Source organism: Nocardioides sp. P86 (genome assembly GCF_023712465.1).
In the GTDB taxonomy this organism is placed as follows: Bacteria; Actinomycetota; Actinomycetes; order Propionibacteriales; family Nocardioidaceae; genus Nocardioides; species Nocardioides kribbensis.
In genome coordinates this window covers 542,431-564,413 of sequence record NZ_JAMAYE010000001.1, presented here as the reverse complement: position 1 = coordinate 564,413, position 21,983 = coordinate 542,431, and the positions used below count along the sequence as shown (strand labels likewise).

20 protein-coding genes are annotated in these 21,983 nt (G+C 73.2%); 12 read left to right on the top strand and 8 right to left on the bottom strand.

Annotation, left to right across the window (positions count from 1 at the left end; genetic code table 11):
• The first annotated feature begins 238 nt into the window (after window positions 1–238).
• Window positions 239–2,485 carry a polyribonucleotide nucleotidyltransferase gene (locus M3673_RS02615; RefSeq protein WP_193664904.1) on the top strand — a complete coding sequence of 749 codons (2,247 nt, stop codon included), beginning with the start codon at window positions 239–241 and terminating at the stop codon, window positions 2,483–2,485.
• Window positions 2,486–2,491: 6 nt separating this feature from the next.
• Window positions 2,492–3,928, top strand: a complete 1,437-nt coding sequence (locus tag M3673_RS02610) for a pitrilysin family protein (protein WP_308196081.1) — start codon at window positions 2,492–2,494, stop codon at window positions 3,926–3,928.
• Between the two features lie 49 nt (window positions 3,929–3,977).
• Here M3673_RS02610 and M3673_RS02605 read toward each other — a convergent pair whose 3' ends face one another.
• Window positions 3,978–4,493, bottom strand: a complete 516-nt coding sequence (locus M3673_RS02605; protein ID WP_056862428.1) for a trans-aconitate 2-methyltransferase — start codon at window positions 4,491–4,493, stop codon at window positions 3,978–3,980.
• 102 nt (window positions 4,494–4,595) lie between these two features.
• Between M3673_RS02605 and dapB the strand changes: the two genes are divergently transcribed.
• Window positions 4,596–5,339, top strand: coding sequence for a 4-hydroxy-tetrahydrodipicolinate reductase (gene dapB / locus M3673_RS02600; RefSeq protein WP_251532765.1), 744 nt, complete (start codon window positions 4,596–4,598; stop codon window positions 5,337–5,339).
• 231 nt (window positions 5,340–5,570) lie between these two features.
• The gene (locus M3673_RS02595; RefSeq protein ID WP_251531293.1) at window positions 5,571–7,229 is read left to right on the top strand and encodes a M4 family metallopeptidase; all 1,659 of its coding nucleotides are present in this window, start codon (window positions 5,571–5,573) and stop codon (window positions 7,227–7,229) included.
• 171 nt (window positions 7,230–7,400) lie between these two features.
• Here M3673_RS02595 and M3673_RS02590 read toward each other — a convergent pair whose 3' ends face one another.
• Window positions 7,401–8,459 carry a zinc-dependent dehydrogenase gene (locus M3673_RS02590; protein WP_056862430.1) on the bottom strand — a complete coding sequence of 353 codons (1,059 nt, stop codon included), beginning with the start codon at window positions 8,457–8,459 and terminating at the stop codon, window positions 7,401–7,403.
• Between the two features lie 264 nt (window positions 8,460–8,723).
• Here M3673_RS02590 and M3673_RS02585 point away from each other — a divergent pair, with 264 nt between their 5' ends.
• Window positions 8,724–10,718 (top strand): PTS mannitol transporter subunit IICBA, encoded by a 1,995-nt coding sequence (locus tag M3673_RS02585; RefSeq protein WP_251531291.1) that lies wholly within the window; start codon window positions 8,724–8,726, stop codon window positions 10,716–10,718.
• Window positions 10,719–10,818: 100 nt separating this feature from the next.
• Here M3673_RS02585 and M3673_RS02580 read toward each other — a convergent pair whose 3' ends face one another.
• The 3 genes from M3673_RS02580 to M3673_RS02570 are packed head-to-tail and all read right to left on the bottom strand — an operon-like array spanning window position 10,819 to window position 12,459.
• On the bottom strand, window positions 10,819–11,127 hold the full coding sequence (locus M3673_RS02580; protein ID WP_056862432.1) for an AzlD domain-containing protein: 309 nt from the start codon (window positions 11,125–11,127) through the stop codon (window positions 10,819–10,821).
• Window positions 11,124–11,894, bottom strand: coding sequence for an AzlC family ABC transporter permease (locus tag M3673_RS02575; RefSeq protein ID WP_251531289.1), 771 nt, complete (start codon window positions 11,892–11,894; stop codon window positions 11,124–11,126). Before M3673_RS02575 ends, M3673_RS02580 begins: the two co-directional genes overlap by 4 nt.
• A 10-nt stretch (window positions 11,895–11,904) precedes the next feature.
• Window positions 11,905–12,459: a GNAT family N-acetyltransferase gene (locus tag M3673_RS02570; RefSeq protein ID WP_251531287.1), complete on the bottom strand. Its 555-nt coding sequence runs from the start codon at window positions 12,457–12,459 to the stop codon at window positions 11,905–11,907.
• A gap of 63 nt (window positions 12,460–12,522) precedes the next feature.
• Here M3673_RS02570 and M3673_RS02565 point away from each other — a divergent pair, with 63 nt between their 5' ends.
• Window positions 12,523–13,536: an aldo/keto reductase family protein gene (locus M3673_RS02565; RefSeq protein ID WP_056862434.1), complete on the top strand. Its 1,014-nt coding sequence runs from the start codon at window positions 12,523–12,525 to the stop codon at window positions 13,534–13,536.
• 143 nt (window positions 13,537–13,679) lie between these two features.
• On the opposite strand, the gene M3673_RS02560 is transcribed toward M3673_RS02565, so the two are convergent.
• A complete protein-coding gene (locus M3673_RS02560; protein ID WP_056862435.1) occupies window positions 13,680–14,264 on the bottom strand; it encodes a DUF3043 domain-containing protein in 585 nt (194 codons plus the stop codon).
• Between the two features lie 256 nt (window positions 14,265–14,520).
• On the opposite strand from M3673_RS02560, the gene M3673_RS02555 reads away from it, so the two are divergent.
• From M3673_RS02555 to M3673_RS02535, 5 genes are all read left to right on the top strand, one after another.
• The gene (locus M3673_RS02555) at window positions 14,521–15,315 is read left to right on the top strand and encodes a PspA/IM30 family protein (RefSeq protein WP_193664891.1); all 795 of its coding nucleotides are present in this window, start codon (window positions 14,521–14,523) and stop codon (window positions 15,313–15,315) included.
• Window positions 15,312–15,590: a hypothetical protein gene (locus M3673_RS02550; RefSeq protein WP_251531285.1), complete on the top strand. Its 279-nt coding sequence runs from the start codon at window positions 15,312–15,314 to the stop codon at window positions 15,588–15,590. Before M3673_RS02555 ends, M3673_RS02550 begins: the two co-directional genes overlap by 4 nt.
• Window positions 15,591–15,666: 76 nt before the next feature.
• A complete protein-coding gene (gene htpX / locus M3673_RS02545) occupies window positions 15,667–16,584 on the top strand; it encodes a zinc metalloprotease HtpX (protein ID WP_251531283.1) in 918 nt (305 codons plus the stop codon).
• Entirely contained in the window at window positions 16,584–17,156 is a 573-nt protein-coding gene (locus M3673_RS02540; RefSeq protein ID WP_251531281.1) for a hypothetical protein, read from the top strand. Before htpX ends, M3673_RS02540 begins: the two co-directional genes overlap by 1 nt.
• A 126-nt stretch (window positions 17,157–17,282) precedes the next feature.
• On the top strand, window positions 17,283–18,587 hold the full coding sequence (locus tag M3673_RS02535; RefSeq protein ID WP_251531279.1) for a GAF domain-containing sensor histidine kinase: 1,305 nt from the start codon (window positions 17,283–17,285) through the stop codon (window positions 18,585–18,587).
• A gap of 77 nt (window positions 18,588–18,664) precedes the next feature.
• Here M3673_RS02535 and nadA read toward each other — a convergent pair whose 3' ends face one another.
• Window positions 18,665–19,849, bottom strand: coding sequence for a quinolinate synthase NadA (gene nadA, locus M3673_RS02530; RefSeq protein WP_193664884.1), 1,185 nt, complete (start codon window positions 19,847–19,849; stop codon window positions 18,665–18,667).
• Window positions 19,850–19,940: 91 nt separating this feature from the next.
• Window positions 19,941–20,837: a GNAT family N-acetyltransferase gene (locus tag M3673_RS02525; RefSeq protein WP_251531277.1), complete on the bottom strand. Its 897-nt coding sequence runs from the start codon at window positions 20,835–20,837 to the stop codon at window positions 19,941–19,943.
• 54 nt (window positions 20,838–20,891) lie between these two features.
• Between M3673_RS02525 and M3673_RS02520 the strand changes: the two genes are divergently transcribed.
• The gene (locus M3673_RS02520; protein ID WP_251531275.1) at window positions 20,892–21,977 is read left to right on the top strand and encodes a glycerate kinase; all 1,086 of its coding nucleotides are present in this window, start codon (window positions 20,892–20,894) and stop codon (window positions 21,975–21,977) included.
• Window positions 21,978–21,983 lie beyond the last annotated feature (6 nt).

Below are 21,983 nucleotides of genomic sequence, written 5' to 3'. Positions count from 1 at the left end.
CAACTGAATCTCCACACCATCTCCACCCACCAGGAGCGACCCGCATCGTCGGCCCGGTCCTCGGTAGTGGCCCTCAGACCCGCCAGGAGGCGGACGCGCTGCGGGCCTCGATCGAAGACCGGCCCCCTCCCAGCAGCTATCGGGAGGGTCACCCACGCGGGATCCTCGTCGCAAGACGCCCGCCACCTCGAGCGGGGACGCCGCGGTCCGCTCCGCGAGCACAGAACAAGGACACCCCTTGACCGAGAACACCACGGCTGAGCCCGTGATCTCCGCCGTCGAGACCGTCATCGACAACGGTCCCTTCGGCACCCGCACCGTCAAGTTCGAGACCGGGCTGCTGGCCCGCCAGGCCGCCGGCTCCGTCACGGCCTACCTCGACGACGACACGATGCTGCTCTCCGCGACCACCGCGGGCAAGCACCCCAAGGACCACTTCGACTTCTTCCCCCTGACGATCGACGTCGAGGAGCGGATGTACGCCGCGGGCCAGATCCCCGGCTCCTTCTTCCGCTCCGAGGGTCGCCCGGGCGAGGACGCCATCCTCACCTGCCGCCTCATCGACCGCCCGCTGCGCCCGACCTTCAAGAAGGGCCTGCGCAACGAGGTCCAGGTCGTCATCACGGTGATGGCGCTCAACCCCGACACCCCCTACGACGTGCTGGCCATCAACGCCGCGTCGATCTCCACCCAGCTCTCCGGCCTGCCCTTCTCCGGCCCGGTCGGCGGCGTGCGCGTCGCCCTCATCGACGGCCGCTGGGTCGCCTTCCCGAAGCACTCCGAGCTCGAGCGCGCCGTCTTCGACATGGTCGTCGCCGGCCGCGTCACCGAGACCGGCGACGTCGCCATCATGATGGTCGAGGCCGAGGCCACCGAGCAGACCTGGACCCTGGTCCAGGGCGGCGTGCAGGCCCCGACCGAGGAGATCGTCGCCGGCGGCCTCGACGCGGCCAAGCCCTTCATCAAGCAGCTGGTCGAGGCGCAGGTCGAGCTGGCCAACGTGGCCGCCAAGCCCGTGCAGGAGTTCCCGATCTTCCTCGACTACGAGGACGACGTCTACGCCGCCGTCGAGGCCGCCGCGCAGTCCGACGTGGCCGCCGCGATGACCATCGGCGACAAGCAGGAGCGCGAGGCCAAGACCGACGAGGTCAAGGCCGCCGTCCTGGAGAAGCTCGCCGGCCAGTTCGAGGGTCGCGAGAAGGAGCTCGGCGCCGCCTTCCGCTCGCTGACCAAGGCGCTCGTGCGCGAGCGCGTCCTGCGCGACAAGGTCCGCATCGACGGTCGCGGCCTGGCCGACATCCGCCCGCTGCACGCCGAGGTCGGCGTGATCCCGCGCGTGCACGGCTCCTCGCTCTTCGAGCGCGGCGAGACCCAGATCCTGGGTGTCACCACCCTCGACATGCTCAAGATGGAGCAGCAGCTCGACACCCTCTCCCCGGAGAAGTCGCGCCGCTACATGCACAAGTACGTCTTCCCGCCGTTCTCCACCGGCGAGACCGGCCGCGTGGGCTCGCCCAAGCGCCGCGAGGTCGGCCACGGTGCGCTCGCGCGCCGCGCCCTGCTGCCCGTGCTGCCCACCCGCGAGGAGTTCCCCTACGCGATCCGCCAGCTCTCCGAGGCCATGGGCTCCAACGGCTCCACCTCGATGGGCTCGGTCTGCGCCTCGACGATGTCGCTGCTCCAGGCCGGCGTGCCGCTGCGCGCCGCCGTCGCCGGCATCGCGATGGGCCTCATCTCCGGCGAGGTCGACGGCTCGACGCAGTACGTCGCGCTGACCGACATCCTCGGCGCCGAGGACGCCTTCGGCGACATGGACTTCAAGGTCGCCGGCACGCGCGAGTTCGTCACCGCCCTGCAGCTCGACACCAAGCTCGACGGCATCCCCGCCGAGGTGCTCGCCGCGGCCCTGACCCAGGCCCGCGACGCGCGCCTGGCGATCCTCGACGTCATGGCGGAGGCCATCGACGAGCCCGAGGAGATGGCCGAGACCGCGCCGCGCATCATCACCGTGCGCGTGCCCGTCGACAAGATCGGCGAGGTCATCGGCCCGAAGGGCAAGATGATCAACCAGATCCAGGACGACACCGGCGCCTCGATCTCCATCGAGGACGACGGCACCGTCTACATCGGCGCCACCAGCGGTGCCGCCGCCGACGCCGCGAAGGCGGCGATCAACGCGATCGGCAACCCGACGATGCCCGAGGTCGGCGAGCGCTACCTCGGCACCGTCGTGAAGACGACCAACTTCGGCGCCTTCGTGTCGCTGATGCCGGGCAAGGACGGGCTGCTGCACATCAGCAAGCTGCGCGGCCTGGCCGGCGGCAAGCGCGTCGACGCCGTCGAGGACGTCGTCGCGGTGGGCCAGAAGGTCCAGGTCCAGATCGCCGAGATCGACGACCGCGGCAAGCTCTCCCTGATCCCCGTGGTCGAGGAGACCGAGGGCGGCGACGACGCCGCCGCGGAGACCGCCCCCGAGGAGGCCTGACCCTTCGTGGTTGCTGCACCCCGGTCGACCCGCCCGAGCACCTCGGGCGGGTCGACCGCTTCCCAGGCCGGCGCGTCCGGCCCCTCCGCCCCGTCCGACCGCGGGCTCGCCGCCCGCGGCCCGGGCACGGCCCACACGCTGCAGACCGTCACCGACGCCGCGGGCGCCGTGGTGTCGCTGGTGCGGCGTACGGTCCTGCCCGGGGGTCTGCGGGTCATCACCGAGCACATGGCCGGGGTCCGCTCGGCCAGCATCGGGGTGTGGGTCGGCGTCGGCTCCCGCGACGAGGACGACACCCTGCACGGCTGCTCGCACTTCCTCGAGCACCTGCTCTTCAAGGGCACCGCGGAGCGCTCGGCGCTGGACATCTCCATCGCGCTCGACGCGGTGGGCGGTGAGTTCAACGCCTTCACCGCCAAGGAGTACACCTGCTTCCACGCCCGGGTGCTCGACGACGACCTGCCCCTGGCCGTCGACGTGCTCGGCGACATGATCACCGCCAGCCGCATCGACGCCGACGACGTCGAGGCCGAGCGCGACGTCATCCTCGACGAGATCGCGATGCACGACGACGACCCCGACGACGTGGTGCACAACCTCTTCGCCGAGCAGGCGTGGGGCTCCACCTCACCGCTGGGCCGCTCGATCGCGGGCACCGAGGAGTCGATCACCGCGATGACGCGCGAGCGCATCGTGGCCTTCTACCGGCGCCACTACCGCCCCGCCACCATGGTGGTCGCGGTGGCCGGCAACGTCGACCACGACGTGGTCGTGGCGCAGGTCGAGGCCGCCTTCGGCCGGGGGGGCTTCCTCGACGGCGACGAGGAGCCGGTGACCCTGGCCCCGGGTGGCGCGGACGACGCGGCCGGCGGGCGGGCGCTGCTGCCCGTGCGCCCCGGCACGGTCGCCACCACCCGCCCCTTCGAGCAGGTCAACGTCGTGCTCGGCATGGAGGGCATCACCCGCAACGACCCCCGCCGCTTCGCGCTCGGGGTCATCAACACCGCCCTCGGTGGCGGCACCTCCAGCCGGCTCTTCCAGGAGGTCCGCGAGCGTCGCGGACTGGCCTACTCGGTCTACTCCTTCGAGAGCCACCACCTCGACTCCGGCCTGGTCGGGGTCTCGGTGGGCTGCCTGCCGGCCAGGCTCGACGACGTGCTCGCCGTGGTGCGCGCCGAGCTGGCCCGGGTGGCCGCCGACGGCATCACCGCCGAGGAGCTCGAGCGCGGCAAGGGCATGCTCCGCGGCGGCCTCGTGCTGGGCCTGGAGGACTCCGGCTCGCGGATGTCGCGGCTGGGCAAGGCCGAGCTGGTCTACGACGAGCTGCTCGGCATCGACGAGGTCATCGAGCGCATCGACGCGGTGACCCTGGAGGAGACCCGGCGGATCGCGGCCGAGATCTTCGCCCGCCCCGAGATCCTCGCGGTGGTCGGGCCGGCCTGAGCCGGCCCCGTCCCACGCGCCCTGCAGCGGGCGTCGTCGGGCGGCGCGCTCAGCGCCGTCCGACGATGCCGACGACCGAGGGCACCTTGCGCTGCACGACCTGCACGCGGAAGCCGCCCTCGGCGAGCGCGGCGGAGCACTTCTCGACGATGGTCGGGACCTCCTCGGGGCGCGTGGCCTCGAAGAAGAGGTAGACCGCGCCGCCCGGCACGACCCGCTCGTGCAGCAGCGCGATCTCGTCGGCGCAGTCGCGCACCCAGAAGAGGTTGACGTTGAAGGCGTAGACCTTGTTCAGGCGCTTGACCGGCACCCGCAGCGTGGCCAGGTCGATCTGGCGCACGGTGAGGCGCCCCGACTCGACGTAGCGCGCGCAGCGGCGCTTGGTGCGGTCGACGCCGGACTCCGAGCGGTCGATCGCGAAGAGCTTGCCGGTCTCCAGCCGGCTGCAGATCAGCTCCGCGCCCGCGCCGGGTCCGCAGCCGATCTCGAGCACGTGGTCACCCGGCTGGACGTCCATGAGGTCGACCGACCAGCGGATCCGGGCCGGGATCGTCTGCAGCACCATGGGGGCAAGACTGCCAGAAGTCCGCGAGCGCGTGGCCGGTAGGTTGGCGCCGTGGAAGCAGCGCAGTCGCAGGACGGTCGGCAGGGGCACGCCCCGGGAGCCCTGAGGGTCGGTGTGCTCGGCGCGCGCGGCAAGGTCGGCAGCGCCGTCTGCGCCGCGGTGCGCGGGGCCGAGGGCCTCGAGCTCGTCGCGCAGGTCGACGCCGGCGACTCCCTCGACGTGCTGGCCGAGCAGCGGGTCGAGGCCGTCGTCGACTTCACCCACCCCGACGTGGTCATGGGCAACCTCGAGCGCTGCGTCGCCGAGGGCGTCCACGCCGTCGTCGGCACCACCGGCTTCGACGAGGAGCGCCTGACCACGCTGCGCGGCTGGCTGGAGGACTCCCCGGGCACCGGGGTGCTCATCGCCCCCAACTTCTCCATCGGCGCGGTGCTGATGATGCGCTTCGCGGCGCTGGCGGCGCCCCACTACGAGTCGGTGGAGATCGTCGAGCTCCACCACCCCGACAAGGCCGACGCACCCTCCGGCACGGCCCGTCGTACGGCGGAGCTCGTCGCCGCCGCCCGCCGCGAGGCGGGGCTGGGCCCTGCGCCCGACGCGACGTCGACCGCGCTCGACGGGGCCCGCGGGGCCGACGTCGACGGCGTGCCGGTCCACGCCCTGCGGGTGCGCGGTCTCGTGGCCCACCAGGAGGTCGTGCTCGGCGGCGTGGGGGAGACCCTCACCATCCGCCACGACTCCCTCGACCGGGCCTCCTTCACCCCCGGGGTGCTCGCCTCCCTGCGCGTGATCGGGTCGCGCCCGGGCCTCACGGTGGGGCTGGAGCACCTGCTCGACCTGGGTTGAGGGTCGACGGGGGGCCGACCGGCCCCGGGGCCGGACCGGCACCCGAGGGGCCGGGCGCCGCTGGCCGGCGATCCGTCCGCAGGCCCTGCGCTGACGCGGCGTCGCGGACATCTGCAGGTTCGTGCGATGCACGAACCTGAGGTGCGGCGCCGGTTCCGCGCGCGCCCCCCGCTTGGCAGGGTCGTCCCCGACGCCGTCCCTCCGGACGGCGCAGGCGAGAGGGATGCACGCATGAGAAGGACCACGGGGATCGCGGCGGCCGCAGTGCTGGCGCTGGGGGCGCTCGGCGCCCAGACCACCGGCGCGCTCGCGGGCCCCGGGGAGGGCCCGTCCGCCGGCCCCGCCGCGGGTGGCACGGTGCAGCAGCTCGACGGCGCCACCGGCGCGGCGCGCGACGCGGTCGCGGCGCTCGCCGCCCACCCCCGCGCCGCGCTCGACGCCCCGGGCCAGCAGGTGCGCGCCACCCAGACGATGCTCGACCCCAGCGGCGCCACCCACGTGCGCATGGAGCGCACCTACCGCGGCCTGCCCGTGCTGGGCGGGGACCTGGTGGTCCACCAGGGGGCCTCCGACGCCTGGCGCGGGGTGAGCCAGTCGCTCGACACCCCGCTCGACCTGGCGGTCACGCCCACCGTCGCGGCCTCCCGTGCCGCCGCGCGGGCCACCGCCCCGGCGGCCGACACCCGCTCGATCGCCCGCATGGAGGTCTCCGCCGACCAGGCTCCCCGCCTGGTCGTCGACGCCCTGGCCGGCACGCCCCGCCTCGCGTGGGAGGTCGTCACGACCGGTCGCCAGGACGACGGCACCCCCAGCCGTCTGGCCAGCTACGTCGACGCCCGCACCGGGCAGGTGCTGCGGCGCGAGGAGCAGATCCAGACCGTCGACGGCTCCGGCCAGTCGCTCTACGGCGGCACGGTGCCGCTGCAGGTCGCCCCCGCGGGGTCGGCGTACGAGCTGCGCGACGTGACCCGCGGCGGCACCTACACCGTCGATCTCGCGGGCAAGCAGGACTCCGCCCTGTGCGGTGTGCTCGGCGTCGGCTGCGCCACCGGCAAGGTCGTCTCCAGCCCCACGACGAGCTTCGGCAACGGCACGACCAGCGACCCCGACTCCGCCGGCGTCGACGCGCAGTACGGCACCGACGTCACGTGGGACTACTACTCCGACGTGCACGGTCGCGAGGGCATCTTCGGGGACGGCTCGGGCTCCTACAACCGGGTCCACTACGGCAAGAACTACGTCAACGCCTTCTGGGACGGCGAGAAGATGACCTACGGCGACGGTGACGGCACCAACTTCGGTCCGCTCGTCTCCCTCGACGTCGCGGGCCACGAGATGTCGCACGGCGTCACCGAGAACACCGCCGGCCTGACGTACTCGGGGGAGTCGGGCGGTCTCAACGAGGCCACCTCCGACATCTTCGGCACCATGGTCGAGTTCTACGCCGCCAACCCCGCCGACCCGGGCGACTACCTGATCGGCGAGGAGTTCGACCTGAAGGAGAAGGTCGGCTTCCGGCGCATGGACGACCCCATCGCCGACGGCAGCTCGCCCAACTGCTACTCCGCCGACACCAAGAACCTCGACGTCCACTACTCCTCGGGCGTGGGCAACCACTTCTTCTACCTGCTCGCCGAGGGCTCGGGCGCCAAGACGATCGGCGGGGTCGCGCACCGCTCGACGACCTGCGACGGCTCCACGGTCACCGGCATCGGCCGCGACCAGGCCGACGCGATCTGGTTCCGCGCGCTGACGGTCTACATGACCTCCGGCACCACCTACTCGCAGGCCCGGGCGGCGACGCTGTCCGCCGCCCGCGACCTCTACGGCGCCGGCAGCGCCCAGGAGTCGGCCGTGGCCGCGGCCTGGACCGCCGTGAGCGTGGCCTGACCGGCACGCCCCCCGACCGTGGGCTCGTGCCGGACGGAAACGGCACGGTCCCACCTGGTCGCGGACCCGGTCCTCCGTGGGGGAGGGACCGGACGCGACGAAGGCCCGCACCCCTCGGGGTGCGGGCCTTCATGCGTCCCTGGACCGCTGTGTCGCTGTCGGTGGGACGGCTTAGGGCTCGACGGTGACCTTGATGGCCTCGCCGGCCTTGACGATCGCGAAGGCGTCGAGGGCGCGCTCGAGCGGCACGTGCTCGGTGATGAGGTCCTTGACCGGCACCTGGCCGGTGGAGATGTACTCCAGCGCGCGCTTGTTGTGCTCGGGGGCCGAGCCGTTGGCGCCGTGGATGTGCAGCTGGCGGTAGTGCACGACGTTGGAGTCGCAGGTGATGGTCGGGTCGGTCTTGGGCAGCCCGCCGAAGAAGGAGATGCGGCCGTTGCGCGCGGCCATGGCGATGGCCTGCTCCTGGGTGACGTTGGCCGCGGTGGCGGTGATGATGACGTCGGCGCCGCGACCGTCGGTGAGCTCCATGACCCGCTCGACCACGTCGACCTCGGCGCCGTTGATGACCTCGTCGGGCTGCACCGCGTCGGCCGACATCGCCAGGCGGGCGGCGTTGACGTCGACGAGGAAAACCTTGCCGACCTTGTGCACGCCGCGGGCGATGCGGATGTGCATGCAGCCGATCGGGCCGGCGCCGAAGACCACGAGGGTGTCGCCCTCCTCGATGTCGAGCAGCTCCTGGGCGTTGATCGCGCAGGCGAAGGGCTCGGCGGCCGAGGCCTCGTCGTAGCCGACGTTGTCGGGGATCCGGTTGAGCCCGTCGACCTTGAGCACCTGCTGCGGCACGATCATGTACTCGGCGAATCCGCCGTCGTACTGGTAGCCGACCGAGGTCTGGTTCTGGCAGACCGCCATCCAGCCCTTGCGGCACTCGTGGCACTCCCCGCACGGCACGGCGGCGATGACCTGGGCCCGGTCTCCGACGGCCCAGCTGCTGCCGTAGGTGGCGTTGACGTCGGCACCGACCTCGACGACCTCGCCGGCGATCTCGTGGCCGATGGTGCGCGGGGGAGTGAGGTTCTGGTGGCCGTTGTGGAAGATCTTCACGTCGGTGCCGCAGGTGGAGCAGTTCTTCACCTTGAGCTTGACCTCGCCGGGCCCGCACTCGGGCTCGGGCACGTCCTCGAGCCGGACGTCCTCGGGGGCGTAGAACCGCAGGGCCTTCATGTGTCTCCTCCAGGGGTGCTGTCGACGGGAGTGACCGCGGTCACCCACGGATCACCCTAGACCTCGGCCGCGGGGCCGGGGCTCGCGCCGACCCTACCCGCGTTTGTGTGGAAACGCACCCGCTTGTGTTGGTTTGTTGCTTGACGACCCCCCATGGTGGGGGATATAAACAGCGAAACGAAGGTGGGTGACCGCGGTCACAGATCGTCCGACCCGCCTCGACACGGGATCCCGGCTCGGCCGGGCTGTTCGAGAGAAGGCGCCATGGCCAGCACCACCCACACAGCACCCGGAAGGTCGGGGGCACGCGTCCACGTCCAGCGGTTCGGCACGTTCCTGTCCAACATGGTCCTGCCCAACATCGGGGCGTTCATCGCCTGGGGCCTGATCACGGCCCTGTTCATCGAGACCGGCTGGATCACCCTGATCGGCGACAAGCTGGGCTACGCGGGGGGATACGGCTTCGTCGAGGACCTCGGCGCCTGGGGGTCCGGCGCCGACGGCACCGGGATCGTCGGCCCGATGATCACGTACCTGCTGCCGCTGCTCATCGGCTACACCGGCGGCAAGATGATGTACGACGGCAACATGCGCGGCGGCGTGGTCGGCGCCATCGCCACCATGGGTGCCATCACCGGCGCCAGCGTGCCGATGTTCCTCGGGGCCATGGTGATGGGCCCGCTCGGCGGCTGGTCGATGCGCAAGCTCGACGCGCTGTGGGACGGCAAGATCCGCCCCGGCTTCGAGATGCTCGTCAACAACTTCTCCGCCGGTATCTGGGGCGGCTTCCTCGCGGTCATCGGCTTCGTCGTGGCCGGACCCTTCGTGGAGGCCTTCAGCGACGCGGCCTCCAACGTCATCGACACCCTGGTCGAGAACAACCTGCTCCCGCTGACGTCGATCTTCATCGAGCCGGCCAAGATCCTCTTCCTCAACAACGCCGTCAACCAGGGCATCCTCACCCCGCTCGGCACGTCCGAGGCCGCCGAGAACGGCAAGTCGATCCTCTTCCTGCTCGAGGCCAACCCCGGCCCGGGCCTCGGTCTGCTGCTGGCCTTCATGTTCTTCGGCAAGGGTGCGGCCAAGGCTTCGGCCCCCGGCGCCATCGTCATCCAGTTCATCGGCGGCATCCACGAGATCTACTTCCCCTACGTGCTGATGAAGCCGATCCTGGTGCTCGCCGTGATCTCCGGCGGCATGGCCGGCATCGCCACCAACCTGATCTTCGACTCCGGCCTGCGCTCGCCGGCCTCGCCCGGCTCGATCATCGCGGTGTGGGCGGCAGCCCCGCCCAGCAGCCTGCTCGGGGTCACGGCCTCGGTCGTCGTGGCCGCGGGCGTGTCGTTCCTCGTCGCCTCCTTCCTGCTCAAGCTCGACCGCTCCGAGGACGCCGGCGACCTCGCCGCGGCCACCGCGGACATGGAGGCCCGCAAGGGCAAGAAGTCGTCGGTGTCCTCCGCGCTGACCGGTGCGGGCGCGGGCACCGGGGCGATCCACTCGATCGTCTTCGCCTGCGACGCCGGCATGGGCTCCTCCGCGATGGGCGCCTCGGTGCTGCGCAAGAAGGTTCAGGCCGCCGGCTTCTCCGACGTCAGCGTCACCAACAAGGCGATCTCCAACCTGCGCGACGACGTCGACCTCGTGGTCTCCCACCAGGACCTCACCGACCGGGCCCGGCAGCGCAGCGGCTCGGCCCTCCACGTGTCGGTCGACAACTTCATGCAGAGCCCCGCCTACGACGAGATCGTCGACCTGCTGCGCCAGCGCAACGGCGTGGGCGGTGCCCCGACCCCGGCGTCGGCGGAGGAGGAGGGCGCCCTCGGCGGCGCGCTGCTGGCGCGCGAGTCGATCGTGCTCGACGGCACGGCCCGCACCCGCGACGACGCCATCACCGAGGCCGGCCGACTGCTCGTCGCCGCCGGGGCCGCGGAGCCGGCGTACGTGGAGGCGATGCACGAGCGCGAGGCGTCGGTGTCCACCTTCATGGGCAACGGCCTGGCCATCCCGCACGGCACCAACGAGGCCAAGTCCTCGGTGCACCGCACCGCGATCTCGCTCGTGCGCTACTCCGACGGGCTGGACTGGAAGGGCAAGCAGGTGCGCTTCGTCGTGGGCATCGCCGCCGTCGGCAAGGACCACCTCAAGCTGCTGGGTCGCATCGCCGAGGTGTTCCTCGACGACGACCAGGTCGCCCGGCTGGAGCGGGCCTCCACCACCGACGAGGTGCTCGAGGTGCTCGGCCAGGTCCAGCCCGCCTGACCCGACCCGGTCGCGCCCCTGCCCGACCACGCACGGCCCCCGGCTCCGGCCGGGGGCCGTCGTGCGTCGCGGCGCCCGGCGACCAGGTGTCGCCGGGCGGTCAGACGGCCAGGCGCAGGAGTGCTGCGGTCGCCGCGGCCCCGACCACGACGACGAGAAAGGGCGCCCGGGCCAGGAGCAGCAGCACCGCCGCGCCCAGACCGGCCAGGCGGGCATCGACCTCGAGCCGCCGGTCGCCGGCCAGCACCTGCACGGCGACGAGCGCGGCCAGCAGCGCCACCGGCAGCAGGTCGGCCACCCGCCGCACGACCGGACGCTCCAGCACCCGCTCGGGCACCGAGAGCCCGGCCAGCTTGAGCAGGTAGCAGCCCACGCCCGCGCCCAGCACGGCGAGCCACGTCGCGCTCACGCGACCGGACCGCCCGGGTCGGGCCGCTCACGGCGCAGCACGCCGACCAGCAGCGCCACCCCGCCCGCGACGAGCACGGGCACGCCCGCGGCCGTGAGGGGTACGGCGCCCAGCGCCACACCGGCCGCGGCGAGCGCCACCAGGCGGGTCGGCAGGTCGCGCAGCCGCGGCCAGAGCAGGGCCAGGAACGCCGCACCCACCGCGGCGTCGAGGCCGAGGGCGCGGGGGTCGCCGAGCGACCCGCCGGCGAGGGCGCCGAGGAGGGTGGCGAGGTTCCACAGCGCGAACACGGCCAGGCCGGTCGACAGGAACCCCAGACGGGCGAGCGCGGTCGTGGGGCGCGCCACCGCCATCGCGGTCGACTCGTCGATCAGCAGGTGGGCGGCCAGCGCCCGGCGACGCCCGCGCCATGCCAGCAGCGGGGCGAGGCGCAGCCCGTAGAGGGTGTTGCGGGTGCCGAGCAGCAGCGCGGTGACCGCACCCGAGACGGGGCTGCCGCCGACGGCGAGCACGCCGACGAGCGCGAACTGCGAGGCCCCGGTGAACATCAGCAGCGACAGGACGCAGGTCTGGGCCACGCCCAGTCCCGACGAGACCGACACCGCGCCGAAGGAGAGGCCGTAGGCGCCGGTGGCGAGCCCGATGCCGAGGCCGTCGCGCACGATCGCGCGCCGCTGCACACGCTCACGGCCCGGGCCTCCGCCCGGCTCCCCGGTGGGCTCCTGGGCCGCGGGACGCTGTGCGCCGTCGCCGGGTGGGGTGGTCACGGTGGCCGCGTCAGACCAGGGAGGTGTGCAGCCGCACCTGCGAGACCACGGTGGTGCCGTCACCGGTGAGGTCGAGGCGACGGTGGGCGCCGTCGGCGGCCCAGCCCGCGCCCACCAGGAAGGCCCGCAGGGCGTCGTCGGCCGCGATCGACCACAGCACGGCCCGGGTGAAGCGGTCGGCCTGCAGGGTCTCGGCCGCCGCCTGCAGCAGCCGCGACCCGTGGCCGCGCCCGCGGTCGGCCGCGGCCACGACGAGCTCGACGACCTCCGCGTCGGCCACCGGGTCGCAGTCGGGGTCGGCGGCGGGGGTGAGCACCACGAAGCCGGTGGGCCGGTTGCGCTCGAGGGCGACGAGCACGCGGTTGCGGGCGTCGGCGGGCCGGGCCAGCGACCGGGCCCAGGTCTCGGCCGCGGCCGCCTCCGCCTCGGGGCCGCTCGGCAGCGCGTCGACCGGCACGGCCCCGGCGTACAGGTCGGGCCAGGCGCGCAGCTGGAGGGCGGCGATGGCGGCGGCGTCGTCGGCCCACGCCACCCGCACGGACACGTCGGGGCCGGCAGAGGTCATGGCGCGATCCTCGCAGCACCCGGCGACCCCGGGCCGTTGCCCCCCGGGTCTAGGGTCGGAGGCATGGAGATTCGTAACCTCGGAAAGAGCGGCCTGAAGATCTCGGCCATCTCGTACGGCAACTGGCTCACCCACGGCTCGCAGGTCGAGGAGGACGCCGCCCTGGCCTGTGTGCGGCAGGCGCTGGAGGAGGGCATCACGACCTTCGACACCGCCGACGTCTACGCCAACACCGCCGCCGAGAGCGTGCTCGGCCGGGCGCTCGCCGGCGAGCGGCGCGAGGGCCTGGAGATCTTCACCAAGGTCTACTGGCCCACCGGCCCCGGCGCCCACAACGACCACGGCCTGTCGCGCAAGCACATCATGGAGTCGATCGACGGCTCGCTCTCGCGCCTCGGCACCGACTACGTCGACCTCTACCAGGCCCACCGCTACGACTACGAGACCCCGCTCGAGGAGACGATGGAGGCCTTCGCCGACGTCGTCCACTCCGGCAAGGCGCTCTACATCGGCGTCTCGGAGTGGCGCGCGGAGGAGATCCGCGCCGCCCACGCGCTGGCCCGCGAGCTGCGCATCCCCTTCGTCTCCAACCAGCCGCAGTACAACATGCTGTGGCGCGTCATCGAGTCGGAAGTCGTGCCGACCTCGGAGGAGCTCGGCATCGGCCAGGTCGTCTGGTCGCCGATCGCGCAGGGCGTGCTCACCGGCAAGTACAAGCCCGGCCAGGACGCTCCCGCCGGCTCGCGCGCCACCGACAGCAAGGGCGGCGCCGACATGATCAGCCGCTGGATGAAGGACGACGTGCTCGAGCGCGTGCAGCAGCTGCAGCCCATCGCCGACGAGGCCGGCCTGACCCTGGCCCAGCTGGCGATCGCCTGGGTGCTGCACAACCCCAACGTCTCCTCCGCGATCATCGGCGCCAGCCGCCCCGAGCAGGTCACCGACAACGTGAAGGCCGCCGGCGTGAGGCTGGAGGACGAGGCGCTGCGCCGCATCGACGAGGTGCTCGACCCCGTCGTCGAGCGCGACCCGGCCAAGACCCAGTCGCCGAGGACCCGGGACTTCTCCGACCGCTGAGCCTCGACACCGAGCCTCGACACCGAGCCTCGACACCGAGCCTCGACGACGCCGGGGCGCCGCCGCCCCTGACGCACACCGCCCCCCGACCGAGACGGTCGGGGGGCGGTGTCGTGCCGGGACGTGATGCCCGGGCTGCCGGGTCAGCGGTAGTGCTCGGGCAGGCTCTGGCCGAGCTTGACCTTCGCCTTGGGCAGCCGCATGAACTTCATCTGCAGCGCCCGGGTGAGCGCGTAGTACGTCGTGCCCTTGAGTGCGGTGTCGGGGAAGCGCCGCTTGAGCTCGCGTCGCATCTTGAAGCGCAGGAAGACCATGTCGAGCACGACGAGCAGCAGCGTGCCGAAGAGGATGGTGTTGCCGATGCCGGCCAGCGTCGCGTTGCCGGAGTAGGTGAGGATCATCGTGATGATCAGCAGCGGGATCATCAGCTCGATGAAGGAGAAGCGCACGTCGACGAAGTCGCGGATGAAGCTGCGCACGGGCCCCCGGTCGCGGGCCAGGAAGTAGCGCTCGTCGCCCTCCTTCATCGCCTTGCGGACCTTCTGGCTCGACTCCACGCGGGCGGCGCGCTGGGCCTGGGCCTGCTCGCGACGCGTGCGCGGCACCTTGGCGCGGGCCCGAGCGGCGGCCTCGGCCTCCTTGCGGGTGGGCGTCGGGCGCCCCTTGCCGCCGGGCTTGACGACCGGCGGCGCCTCGGTGGTGGTGTCGGACTTGCTGCGACCAAACAACGCGGTGACCTCGTGACGGGCGGGGAGCGGACGGAGAGGGTGCTGAGCGTGAGGGCGGCCCCGCGCACCTGCCCGGTGCCAGCCTACCGGCGTCGTGGCGCCGTCGGCGGTGCGGTGGCGGTGCGGTGACGGTGCGCCGGAGGTGCCGCCCGGCCGCCCGTGCGTGCCCGTGCCCCGGTGGCCGTGGCCGGTGTTGCCGCGCGGCCGTAGGGTGAGCACCACAGCCGCACCCGTCCGGAAGAGGGACCAGCACCCCATGAGCCTCATGAAGCGCATCAGCCTGATCTTCAGGTCGAAGGCCAACACCGCCCTCGACCGTGCGGAGGACCCCCGCGAGACGCTGGACTACAGCTACCAGCGCCAGCTCGACCTGCTCTCGAAGGTCCGCCGCGGCGTGGCCGACGTCGCCACCAGCCGCAAGCGGGTCGAGCTGCAGGTCAACCAGCTCGAGCAGCAGGGCGCCAAGCTCCAGGGCCAGGCCCAGAAGGCCATCGACATGGGCCGCGAGGACCTCGCCCGCGAGGCACTGACGCGCAAGTCGGCCCTCAACGGCCAGATCGACGACCTCAAGGCCCAGCACGCGCAGCTCCAGGGCGAGGAGGAGAAGCTGACCCTCGCCCAGCAGCGCCTGCAGGCCAAGGTCGAGTCCTTCCGCACGCGCAAGGAGACGATCAAGGCCACCTACACCGCCGCGGAGGCCCAGACCCGCATCAACGAGGCGATGTCGGGCATCGGCGAGGAGATGGGCGACATCGGCCTGGCCATGCAGCGTGCCGAGGACAAGACCGCGCAGATGCAGGCCCGCGCGGGTGCCATCGACGAGCTGATCGCCTCCGGTGCGCTCGACGACGCCAGCTCCCTCAACCGCGGCGACGACATCAGCCGCGAGCTCGACGCGATGAGCTCGCAGTCCGACGTCGAGGCCGAGCTCGCCCGCCTCAAGGGCGTCTCCGCCCCCGCGCAGCCGCAGGCCATCGAGGGTGGCGACGGCGGCGACATCCTCGCCGCCGAGCCGCAGAAGGCCGAGCAGCCCCGGGACGGCCAGGCATGATCGTGCGGATCCTCGGCGAGGGGCAGTACGACGTCGCCGACAATGCCCTCGACCGTCTCAACGCGCTCGACGCCGCGGTCGAGACCGCCGTCGAGGCCGGCGACCAGGACGCCTTCGCCCCGGCGCTGCACGCCCTGCTCGAGGGCGTGCGCACCGTCGGCGTGGCCCACGCCCTCGACAGCCTCGACGAGTCCGACCTCATCCTCCCGCCCGCCGACGCCAGCCTGGCCGAGGTGCGCGAGATGCTCGCCGACGACGGGCTCATCCCCGGCTGACCCTCCGTCGGGCCCCGTCCGCGCCGGCCCAGGCCGCTCACAGGGTCCTCTTGGGCAGGTCGGGGACACTGGGTCCATGGCCCATTCCCGCTTCGTCAAGGACCGCGGCCTCACCGCGCGGATGACCCTCGTGATGTTCCTGCTCGGGCTGCTCTTCGTGGTGCTCGTCGTCGGGCTGATGGCGGTCTTCCGCAGCCCGGGTCTCGGTCTGCTCATCGGCGTGGCCGGCCTCGGGCTGGTGTGGTGGCAGTGGTACTCCTCCGACACCGTGGCGATGAAGGCCATGCGTGCGCGCGAGGTGACCCCGCAGCAGGCCCCCGAGCTGCACGGCATGATCGACCGGCTGTGCGCCCTGGCCGACATGCCCAAGCCGCGGGTCGGCATCGCCGACAACCGGCTGCCCAACGCCTTCGCCACCGGGCGCTCCCCGGAGCGCGCCGTCGTCGTCGTCACCACCGGCATCATGCAGACCCTGAACGCCGAGGAGCTGGAGGGCGTGCTCGCCCACGAGCTCTCCCACGTCGCGCACCGCGACGTGCTGGTGATGACCGCGGCCTCCTCGGCCGGCATCCTCGCCGGCACGCTCACCCAGGGTGCGCAGTACGGCGCGATCTTCGGCGGCGGGCGCCGCGACAACAACAACGGGCTCCCGGTGTGGCTGCTCGTGCTGCTGGTCAGCGTGGTCACCTACGCCGTGAGCTTCGTGCTCATCAAGGTCCTCTCGCGCTACCGCGAGCTCTCGGCCGACCGCTCGGGGGCCTACCTCATGATGAACCCCCAGGGACTGGCCTCCGCGCTGCAGAAGATCACCGGCGAGATCAACACGATCCCGCAGAAGGACCTGCGCGCCACGCAGTCGATGAACGCCTTCTTCATCGCCCCCGCCGTGCGCGGTGCCTCGCTGAAGACCCTCACCAGCACCCACCCCTCGCTCGAGCAGCGCCTCGAGCAGCTGGCCCGCATCCAGGCCGAGCTCGGACGGCCGGCGCTCTGATGGGCTTCCTCGACGCGTTCCTGGGGCGCACCACCCCCAAGCAGGCCAACCTCGACGCGCTCTTCCTCGTGCCCAGCGCGGCGATCACCCTGCAGGCCTCGGCCGGTCTGCGGCCCACCGGCTCCGGGGCGGTGTGCTACCGCGCCGCCGGCGGCGCCGCCTTCGGGCAGGTCGAGGCCGACATCCTCGCGCTGCTGCGCGACGCCCCCGACGCGCCCGAGGTGCGCACCAGCCGCGACGAGTTCGGCTTCACCTGGCTGGTGGTCGACGACGACCCCGACGACGTCGCGGGACTGTGCACCGACCTCCACGCGGTCAACACGACCCTGGAGGCCCACGGGTTCGGTCCCGGGCTGCTGTGCTCCCTGGTGCCCTTCCAGGACGCCTCCGGGCGTCGGGTGGGGCTGGTCTACCTCTACAAGCAGGGCACCTTCTACCCCTTCGCCCCGTCGGGTCCGCAGCAGCGCGACAACCTCGCCGAGATCTCCCTGCGCGAGACCCTGGCCGGCGAGCTGCCCGTGGAGAAGGACATGTCGCGCTGGCTCGCGGTCTGGGGCGCACCGGGCCTGTGACCCCGCGGCCCCGACCCGGCCGTACGGCGCACACGCGTGCTCCCAGGCACTAGGGTCTGCCCCAGGACCCATCCACCGCGCCCACGTCCCCCCGCGGGGGCCGCGGTCTCACCCCCCAGGAGCGTCGTGTCCCTCTCGGAGCAGTCCCGGCCCCACCCCGCGCCGCCGGTGGCGCCGGACGGCGACGGCTCGGCCCTCGACCGCCAGCGCGTGGTGGAGATCGACCGCTACCAGGTGCTCGTCGACCCGCCGCGCGACGACCTGGTCGCCCTGGTCGAGGTGGCCGCCCAGGTCGCCGACGTGCCGATGGCCACCATCAACCTCATCTCCGACACCTCCCAGCACCAGATCGCCACCAAGGGCTTCGACGCCTCGGTGTGCAGCCGGGAGGACTCGATGTGCGCCGCGGTCCTCCACGAGGACGAGCCGGTCATCGTGCCCGACGCCTCCCAGGACGAGCGCTTCCGGGACAACCCCTTCGTCACCGGGGTGCTCGGCGCCGTGCGCTTCTACGCCACCCACCAGCTGACCACCCCGGGCGGAGTGGTCATCGGCACGCTGTGCGTCTTCGACACGGTGCCGCGCGAGCTGTCGTCGGCCCAGGAGGGCGCGTTGACGAAGCTCGCGGACCGTGTGGTCGACCTCCTGGAGCTCGAGCTGCGCAGCCGTGAGCTCGCGGCCTCCGTCGTCGAGCTCGAGGGTGCGCGGGTCGAGCTGGAGCGCTCCAACCAGCAGCTGGCCGCCTTCGCCGGCCAGGTCAGCCACGACCTGCGCAACCCGCTCACCGCCGTCGCCATGTCGCTGAGCATGATCGAGGAGGAGGTCGACCCGGAGTCCGACGACCTCCAGTTCCTCGTGCGCCGCGCCCGCGGCGGCGCGACGCGCATGCAGTCGATGATCGACGACCTGCTCGCCTTCGCGCGCGTGGGGGCCGAGCTGACGCGGGAGCCGGTGGACCTCGACGAGGTCGCCGCCGAGGTCCACGAGGACCTCGAGACCGCGCTGGTCGGCGCCGAGCTGACCATCGACCCGCTGCCCACCGTGCCGGGCGACCACGTGCAGCTGCGCGCCGTCCTGCAGAACCTCGTGGCCAACGCCGCGAAGTTCACCCGGCCCGGGCAGCCGGCCCGCATCGAGGTCCGCGCCCGACCGACCGTGGTCCTCGGCCCCGGGGTGGCCGACCCGCTCGACCCCGAGGCGGGCCAGGGCGTCGACGGCTGGCGCGTGGAGGTCGTCGACCACGGCATCGGCATCCCCGCCGAGCAGCGCGACCGCGTCTTCGAGCCCCTGGCCCGCGTCGCGACCCAGGTGCCGGGCTTCGGCATCGGCCTGGCCACGGTGCGCCGCATCGTCGAGGCCCACGGCGGCGACGTCGGCGTCGCGGAGACCGCCGGCGGCGGGGCCACCGTCTGGTTCGCCCTGCCGCTCTGACCTGCCGCTCGGACCTGCCGACCCGTCGGCCCGGCCCGCGGCCGGGACCGCGGGGCGGCCCCGGCGTACGGGTCGGGTCAGTCCTTGGCGGTGCGCCCGGGCAGGGCGAGCATCCGCTCGAGCGCCACGAGCGCCCACTTCTCGGTCTCGGGGTCGACCTCGATGCGGTTGACCACGGTGCCCGCGACGAGCGACTCCATGGCCCACACGAAGTGGGGCAGGTCGATGCGGTTCATCGTGGAGCAGTAGCACACGGTCTTGTCGAGGAACGTGATGCGCTTGTCGGGGTGGGCGGCGGCCAGCCGCTTGACGAGGTTGAGCTCGGTGCCGATGGCCCAGCTCGAGCCTGCCGGTGCGGCCTCGATGGTCTTGATGATGAACTCGGTGGAGCCCACCAGGTCGGCCTTCAGCACGACCTCGTGGGTGCACTCGGGGTGCACGAGGATCTGCACGTCGGGGATCGTGGCGCGCAGCTGGTCGACGACCTCGGCGGAGAAGCGGCCGTGCACCGAGCAGTGGCCCTTCCACAGGATCATGGTCGCGTCGGAGAGCTGCTCGGGGCTCAGGCCGCCGTCGGGGCGGTGGGGGTCGTAGACGACGCAGTCGTCGAGGCCCAGGCCCATCTGCAGCACGGCGGTGTTGCGGCCGAGGTGCTGGTCGGGCAGGAACAGGACCTTCGCACCGCCCGCGACGCCGCCCTTCTGCTCGAAGGCCCACTCGAGGGCGACCTCGGCGTTGCTCGACGTGCACACCACCCCGCCGTGGCGACCGCAGAAGGCCTTGATGTCGGCCGAGGAGTTCATGTAGGTCACCGGCACGACCGAGTCGGCGACGCCGGCGGCCTCGAGGGCGGCCCACGCGGCCTCGACCTGGGTCAGGCGCGCCATGTCGGCCATGGAGCAGCCGGCGGCGAGGTCGGGAAGGATGACCTGCTGGTCGGGGCCGGTGAGGATGTCGGCCGACTCGGCCATGAAGTGCACGCCGCAGAAGACGATGTACTCCGCGTCGGGGCGGGCCGCGGCGTCGCGGGCCAGCTTGAAGGAGTCGCCGGTGACGTCGGCGAAGGCGATGACCTCGTCGCGCTGGTAGTGGTGGCCGAGCACGAAGACCTTGTCGCCCAGCGCCTCCTTCGCCGCCCGGGCGCGTGCGACCAGGTCGGGGTCGGAGGCCGGGGGGAGGTCGCCCGGGCACTCGACGCCGCGCTCGGCGGACAGGTCGGTGCCGCGGCCCAGCGGCAGCAGCGGGAGGTCGACGGTCGTCATGCCCCGATCGTATTCCTGCCACCCGCGCGCCGGCGCATCCCCCGTGCGGCGCCGGACGCCCCAACGCGTGCCCCGGCCCCGCCCGGCGGCCTCAGAGCAGCGCGCCGTTGTGGACGTACGGCGTGGGCGGGGCCATGCCGCGCACCGCCAGGTGGCCCTGCGTGTCGAGCGCGAGCCGCAGCCCGAGGGCCACGTCGACGGCCCAGACGTTGAGGCTCGTGACGTGGCCGACCTGCACCGAGGAGCCCGCGCGGTCCTCCACCCGGGCCAGGCACTCCACGAGCAGGTCGCGGGCGGTGGCCTCGTCTCGAGCGGCGAGCAGGGCGGGGCCCGTGGGGCCGGCGTAGGCGTAGCCGGAGCGGTCGCCGGCCACGACCAGCGGCGCCATCTCCGACAGGGAGACGTGGTCGGGCCCGTGCGGTCCGCCGCGCAGCACGCGGTCGAGGTCGTCCATCCAGGTGCGGTCCGCCGCGGTGCCCTCCCGCAGCCCGCTCACCGACGGCAGCAGGGACCGGTCGAGGCGCCCGTGGAGCAGCAGCTGGGGGTGCAGGCTGAAGCCCGCCGCCCAGTAGCGCCGCAGTGCCCCCTGGTCCTCCGAGGCCGACAGCATCGCGCGGTCGCACCCGGCTCCGTGCGTCTCGGCGCGGGCGAGCAGGGCCGCACCGACGCCGCGACCCTGCGATCCCGGGCGCACCGCGAAGGTGACCAGCACCCACAGCCGCTCCCGCCTCACCGAGGTGGCGAACCCCACCAGTCCCGCGGCGTCCTCGGCCACCCAGCAGCCGCCGGGGTCGGTCTCGAGGAAGCGTGCGGTGCGGGTGACCCATCGTGCGACCCGCTCGGGCCCACGGTGGCCCGGCTCGGGCCGACCGGGCCTCCGGGTGGCGGTGTCGACGGCCTCGAAGGCCGCGCCGCTGAGCGTCTCGGCCGCCGCCACGTCACCGTGCTCCATCGGCCTCAGCACCCAGCCGTCCACGTCTGCGCCCATGACCGGGACCCTAGGTCCCCGGGGCCGCACGTCGCAGGGTGTGAGGATGGTCGCATGCGCATCCTCGTGGCTCCCGACAAGTTCGCCGGCACGCTCTCCGCGGTCGAGGCCGCCGAGGCGGTCGCGCGCGGCTGGCGCCGGCAGGCGCCCGACGACGAGGTCGACCTGGCGCCCATGTCCGACGGCGGGCCCGGCTTCGTCGACGTCCTCCACGCCGCGCGGGGCGGCGACCTGCTGGCGGTGACCGTCACCGGCCCGACCGGTGCGCCCACGCCGGCCACGGTGCTGGTGCTCGACGGCACGGCGTACGTCGAGACCGCGCAGGCCTGCGGACTGCACCTCACCGGCGCCGCCGGGGCCGAGAGCGCCACCACCCGCGGGGTGGGGGAGCTGCTCGAGGCCGCGCTGGGCACCGGCGTCTCCACCGTGGTCCTCGGTCTGGGCGGCAGCGGCACCAACGACGGGGGAGCCGGCCTCCTCGCCGCCCTGGGGGCCACCGCCGATGTCGCCCTCGACGCCGGGCCCGCGGGCCTGGCCGGCGTCACGCAGGTCGACCTGGACGCTGCCCGCGAGCGGGTCGGCGACGTGCGGCTGGTCGCCGCCTCCGACGTCGACAACCCGCTGACCGGCCTCTTCGGGGCCACCAAGGTCTTCGGTCCGCAGAAGGGCGTCGGCGAGGACCGGCTGCCGGTCCTCGACGGCTGGCTCGAGGAGTGGGCGGGGGCCACCGACCGGCGCACGTCGCTGGAGAAGGGCGCCGGGGCCGCCGGGGGCCTCGGTCACGCGCTGCTGCTGCTCGGGGCCACCCGGGAGCCCGGCATCGCCCTGGTCGTCGACGCCGTGGGGCTCGCCGAGCGGGCCCGGGCCGCCGACCTCGTGCTCACCGGCGAGGGCGCCTTCGACTTCTCCAGCCGCGCGGGCAAGGTGCCCTCCGGGGTGGCCGACGTCGCCCAGCAGGCGCTGCGGCCCTGCGTCGCGCTGGCCGGGCAGGTGCTGGTCGGCTCGCGCGAGATGCGGGCCCTCGGCGTGGAGTCGGCGTACTCCCTGGTCGACCTGGTGGGCGAGGAGCGCGCCTTCGCCGACCCCGCCGGGGCCCTGGCGGAGCTCGCCGAGCGGGTCGCCCGCACCTGGTCGCGCTGAGGCGCC

Bases quoted from the DNA above. Each gene is read 5' to 3' on its own strand.
- M3673_RS02570 (WP_251531287.1), bottom strand. From the start codon at position 12,459: ATGACCTCTGCCGGCCCCGACGTGTCCGTGCGGGTGGCGTGGGCCGAC.
- M3673_RS02590 (WP_056862430.1), bottom strand. From the start codon at position 8,459: ATGAAGGCCCTGCGGTTCTACGCCCCCGAGGACGTCCGGCTCGAGGAC.
- M3673_RS02555 (WP_193664891.1), top strand. From the start codon at position 14,521: ATGAGCCTCATGAAGCGCATCAGCCTGATCTTCAGGTCGAAGGCCAAC.
- M3673_RS02540 (WP_251531281.1), top strand. From the start codon at position 16,584: ATGGGCTTCCTCGACGCGTTCCTGGGGCGCACCACCCCCAAGCAGGCC.
- M3673_RS02595 (WP_251531293.1), top strand. From the start codon at position 5,571: ATGAGAAGGACCACGGGGATCGCGGCGGCCGCAGTGCTGGCGCTGGGG.
- nadA (WP_193664884.1), bottom strand. From the start codon at position 19,849: ATGACGACCGTCGACCTCCCGCTGCTGCCGCTGGGCCGCGGCACCGAC.
- M3673_RS02585 (WP_251531291.1), top strand. From the start codon at position 8,724: ATGGCCAGCACCACCCACACAGCACCCGGAAGGTCGGGGGCACGCGTC.
- M3673_RS02550 (WP_251531285.1), top strand. From the start codon at position 15,312: ATGATCGTGCGGATCCTCGGCGAGGGGCAGTACGACGTCGCCGACAAT.
- htpX (WP_251531283.1), top strand. From the start codon at position 15,667: ATGGCCCATTCCCGCTTCGTCAAGGACCGCGGCCTCACCGCGCGGATG.
- M3673_RS02525 (WP_251531277.1), bottom strand. From the start codon at position 20,837: ATGGGCGCAGACGTGGACGGCTGGGTGCTGAGGCCGATGGAGCACGGT.
- M3673_RS02565 (WP_056862434.1), top strand. From the start codon at position 12,523: ATGGAGATTCGTAACCTCGGAAAGAGCGGCCTGAAGATCTCGGCCATC.
- M3673_RS02520 (WP_251531275.1), top strand. From the start codon at position 20,892: ATGCGCATCCTCGTGGCTCCCGACAAGTTCGCCGGCACGCTCTCCGCG.
- M3673_RS02605 (WP_056862428.1), bottom strand. From the start codon at position 4,493: ATGGTGCTGCAGACGATCCCGGCCCGGATCCGCTGGTCGGTCGACCTC.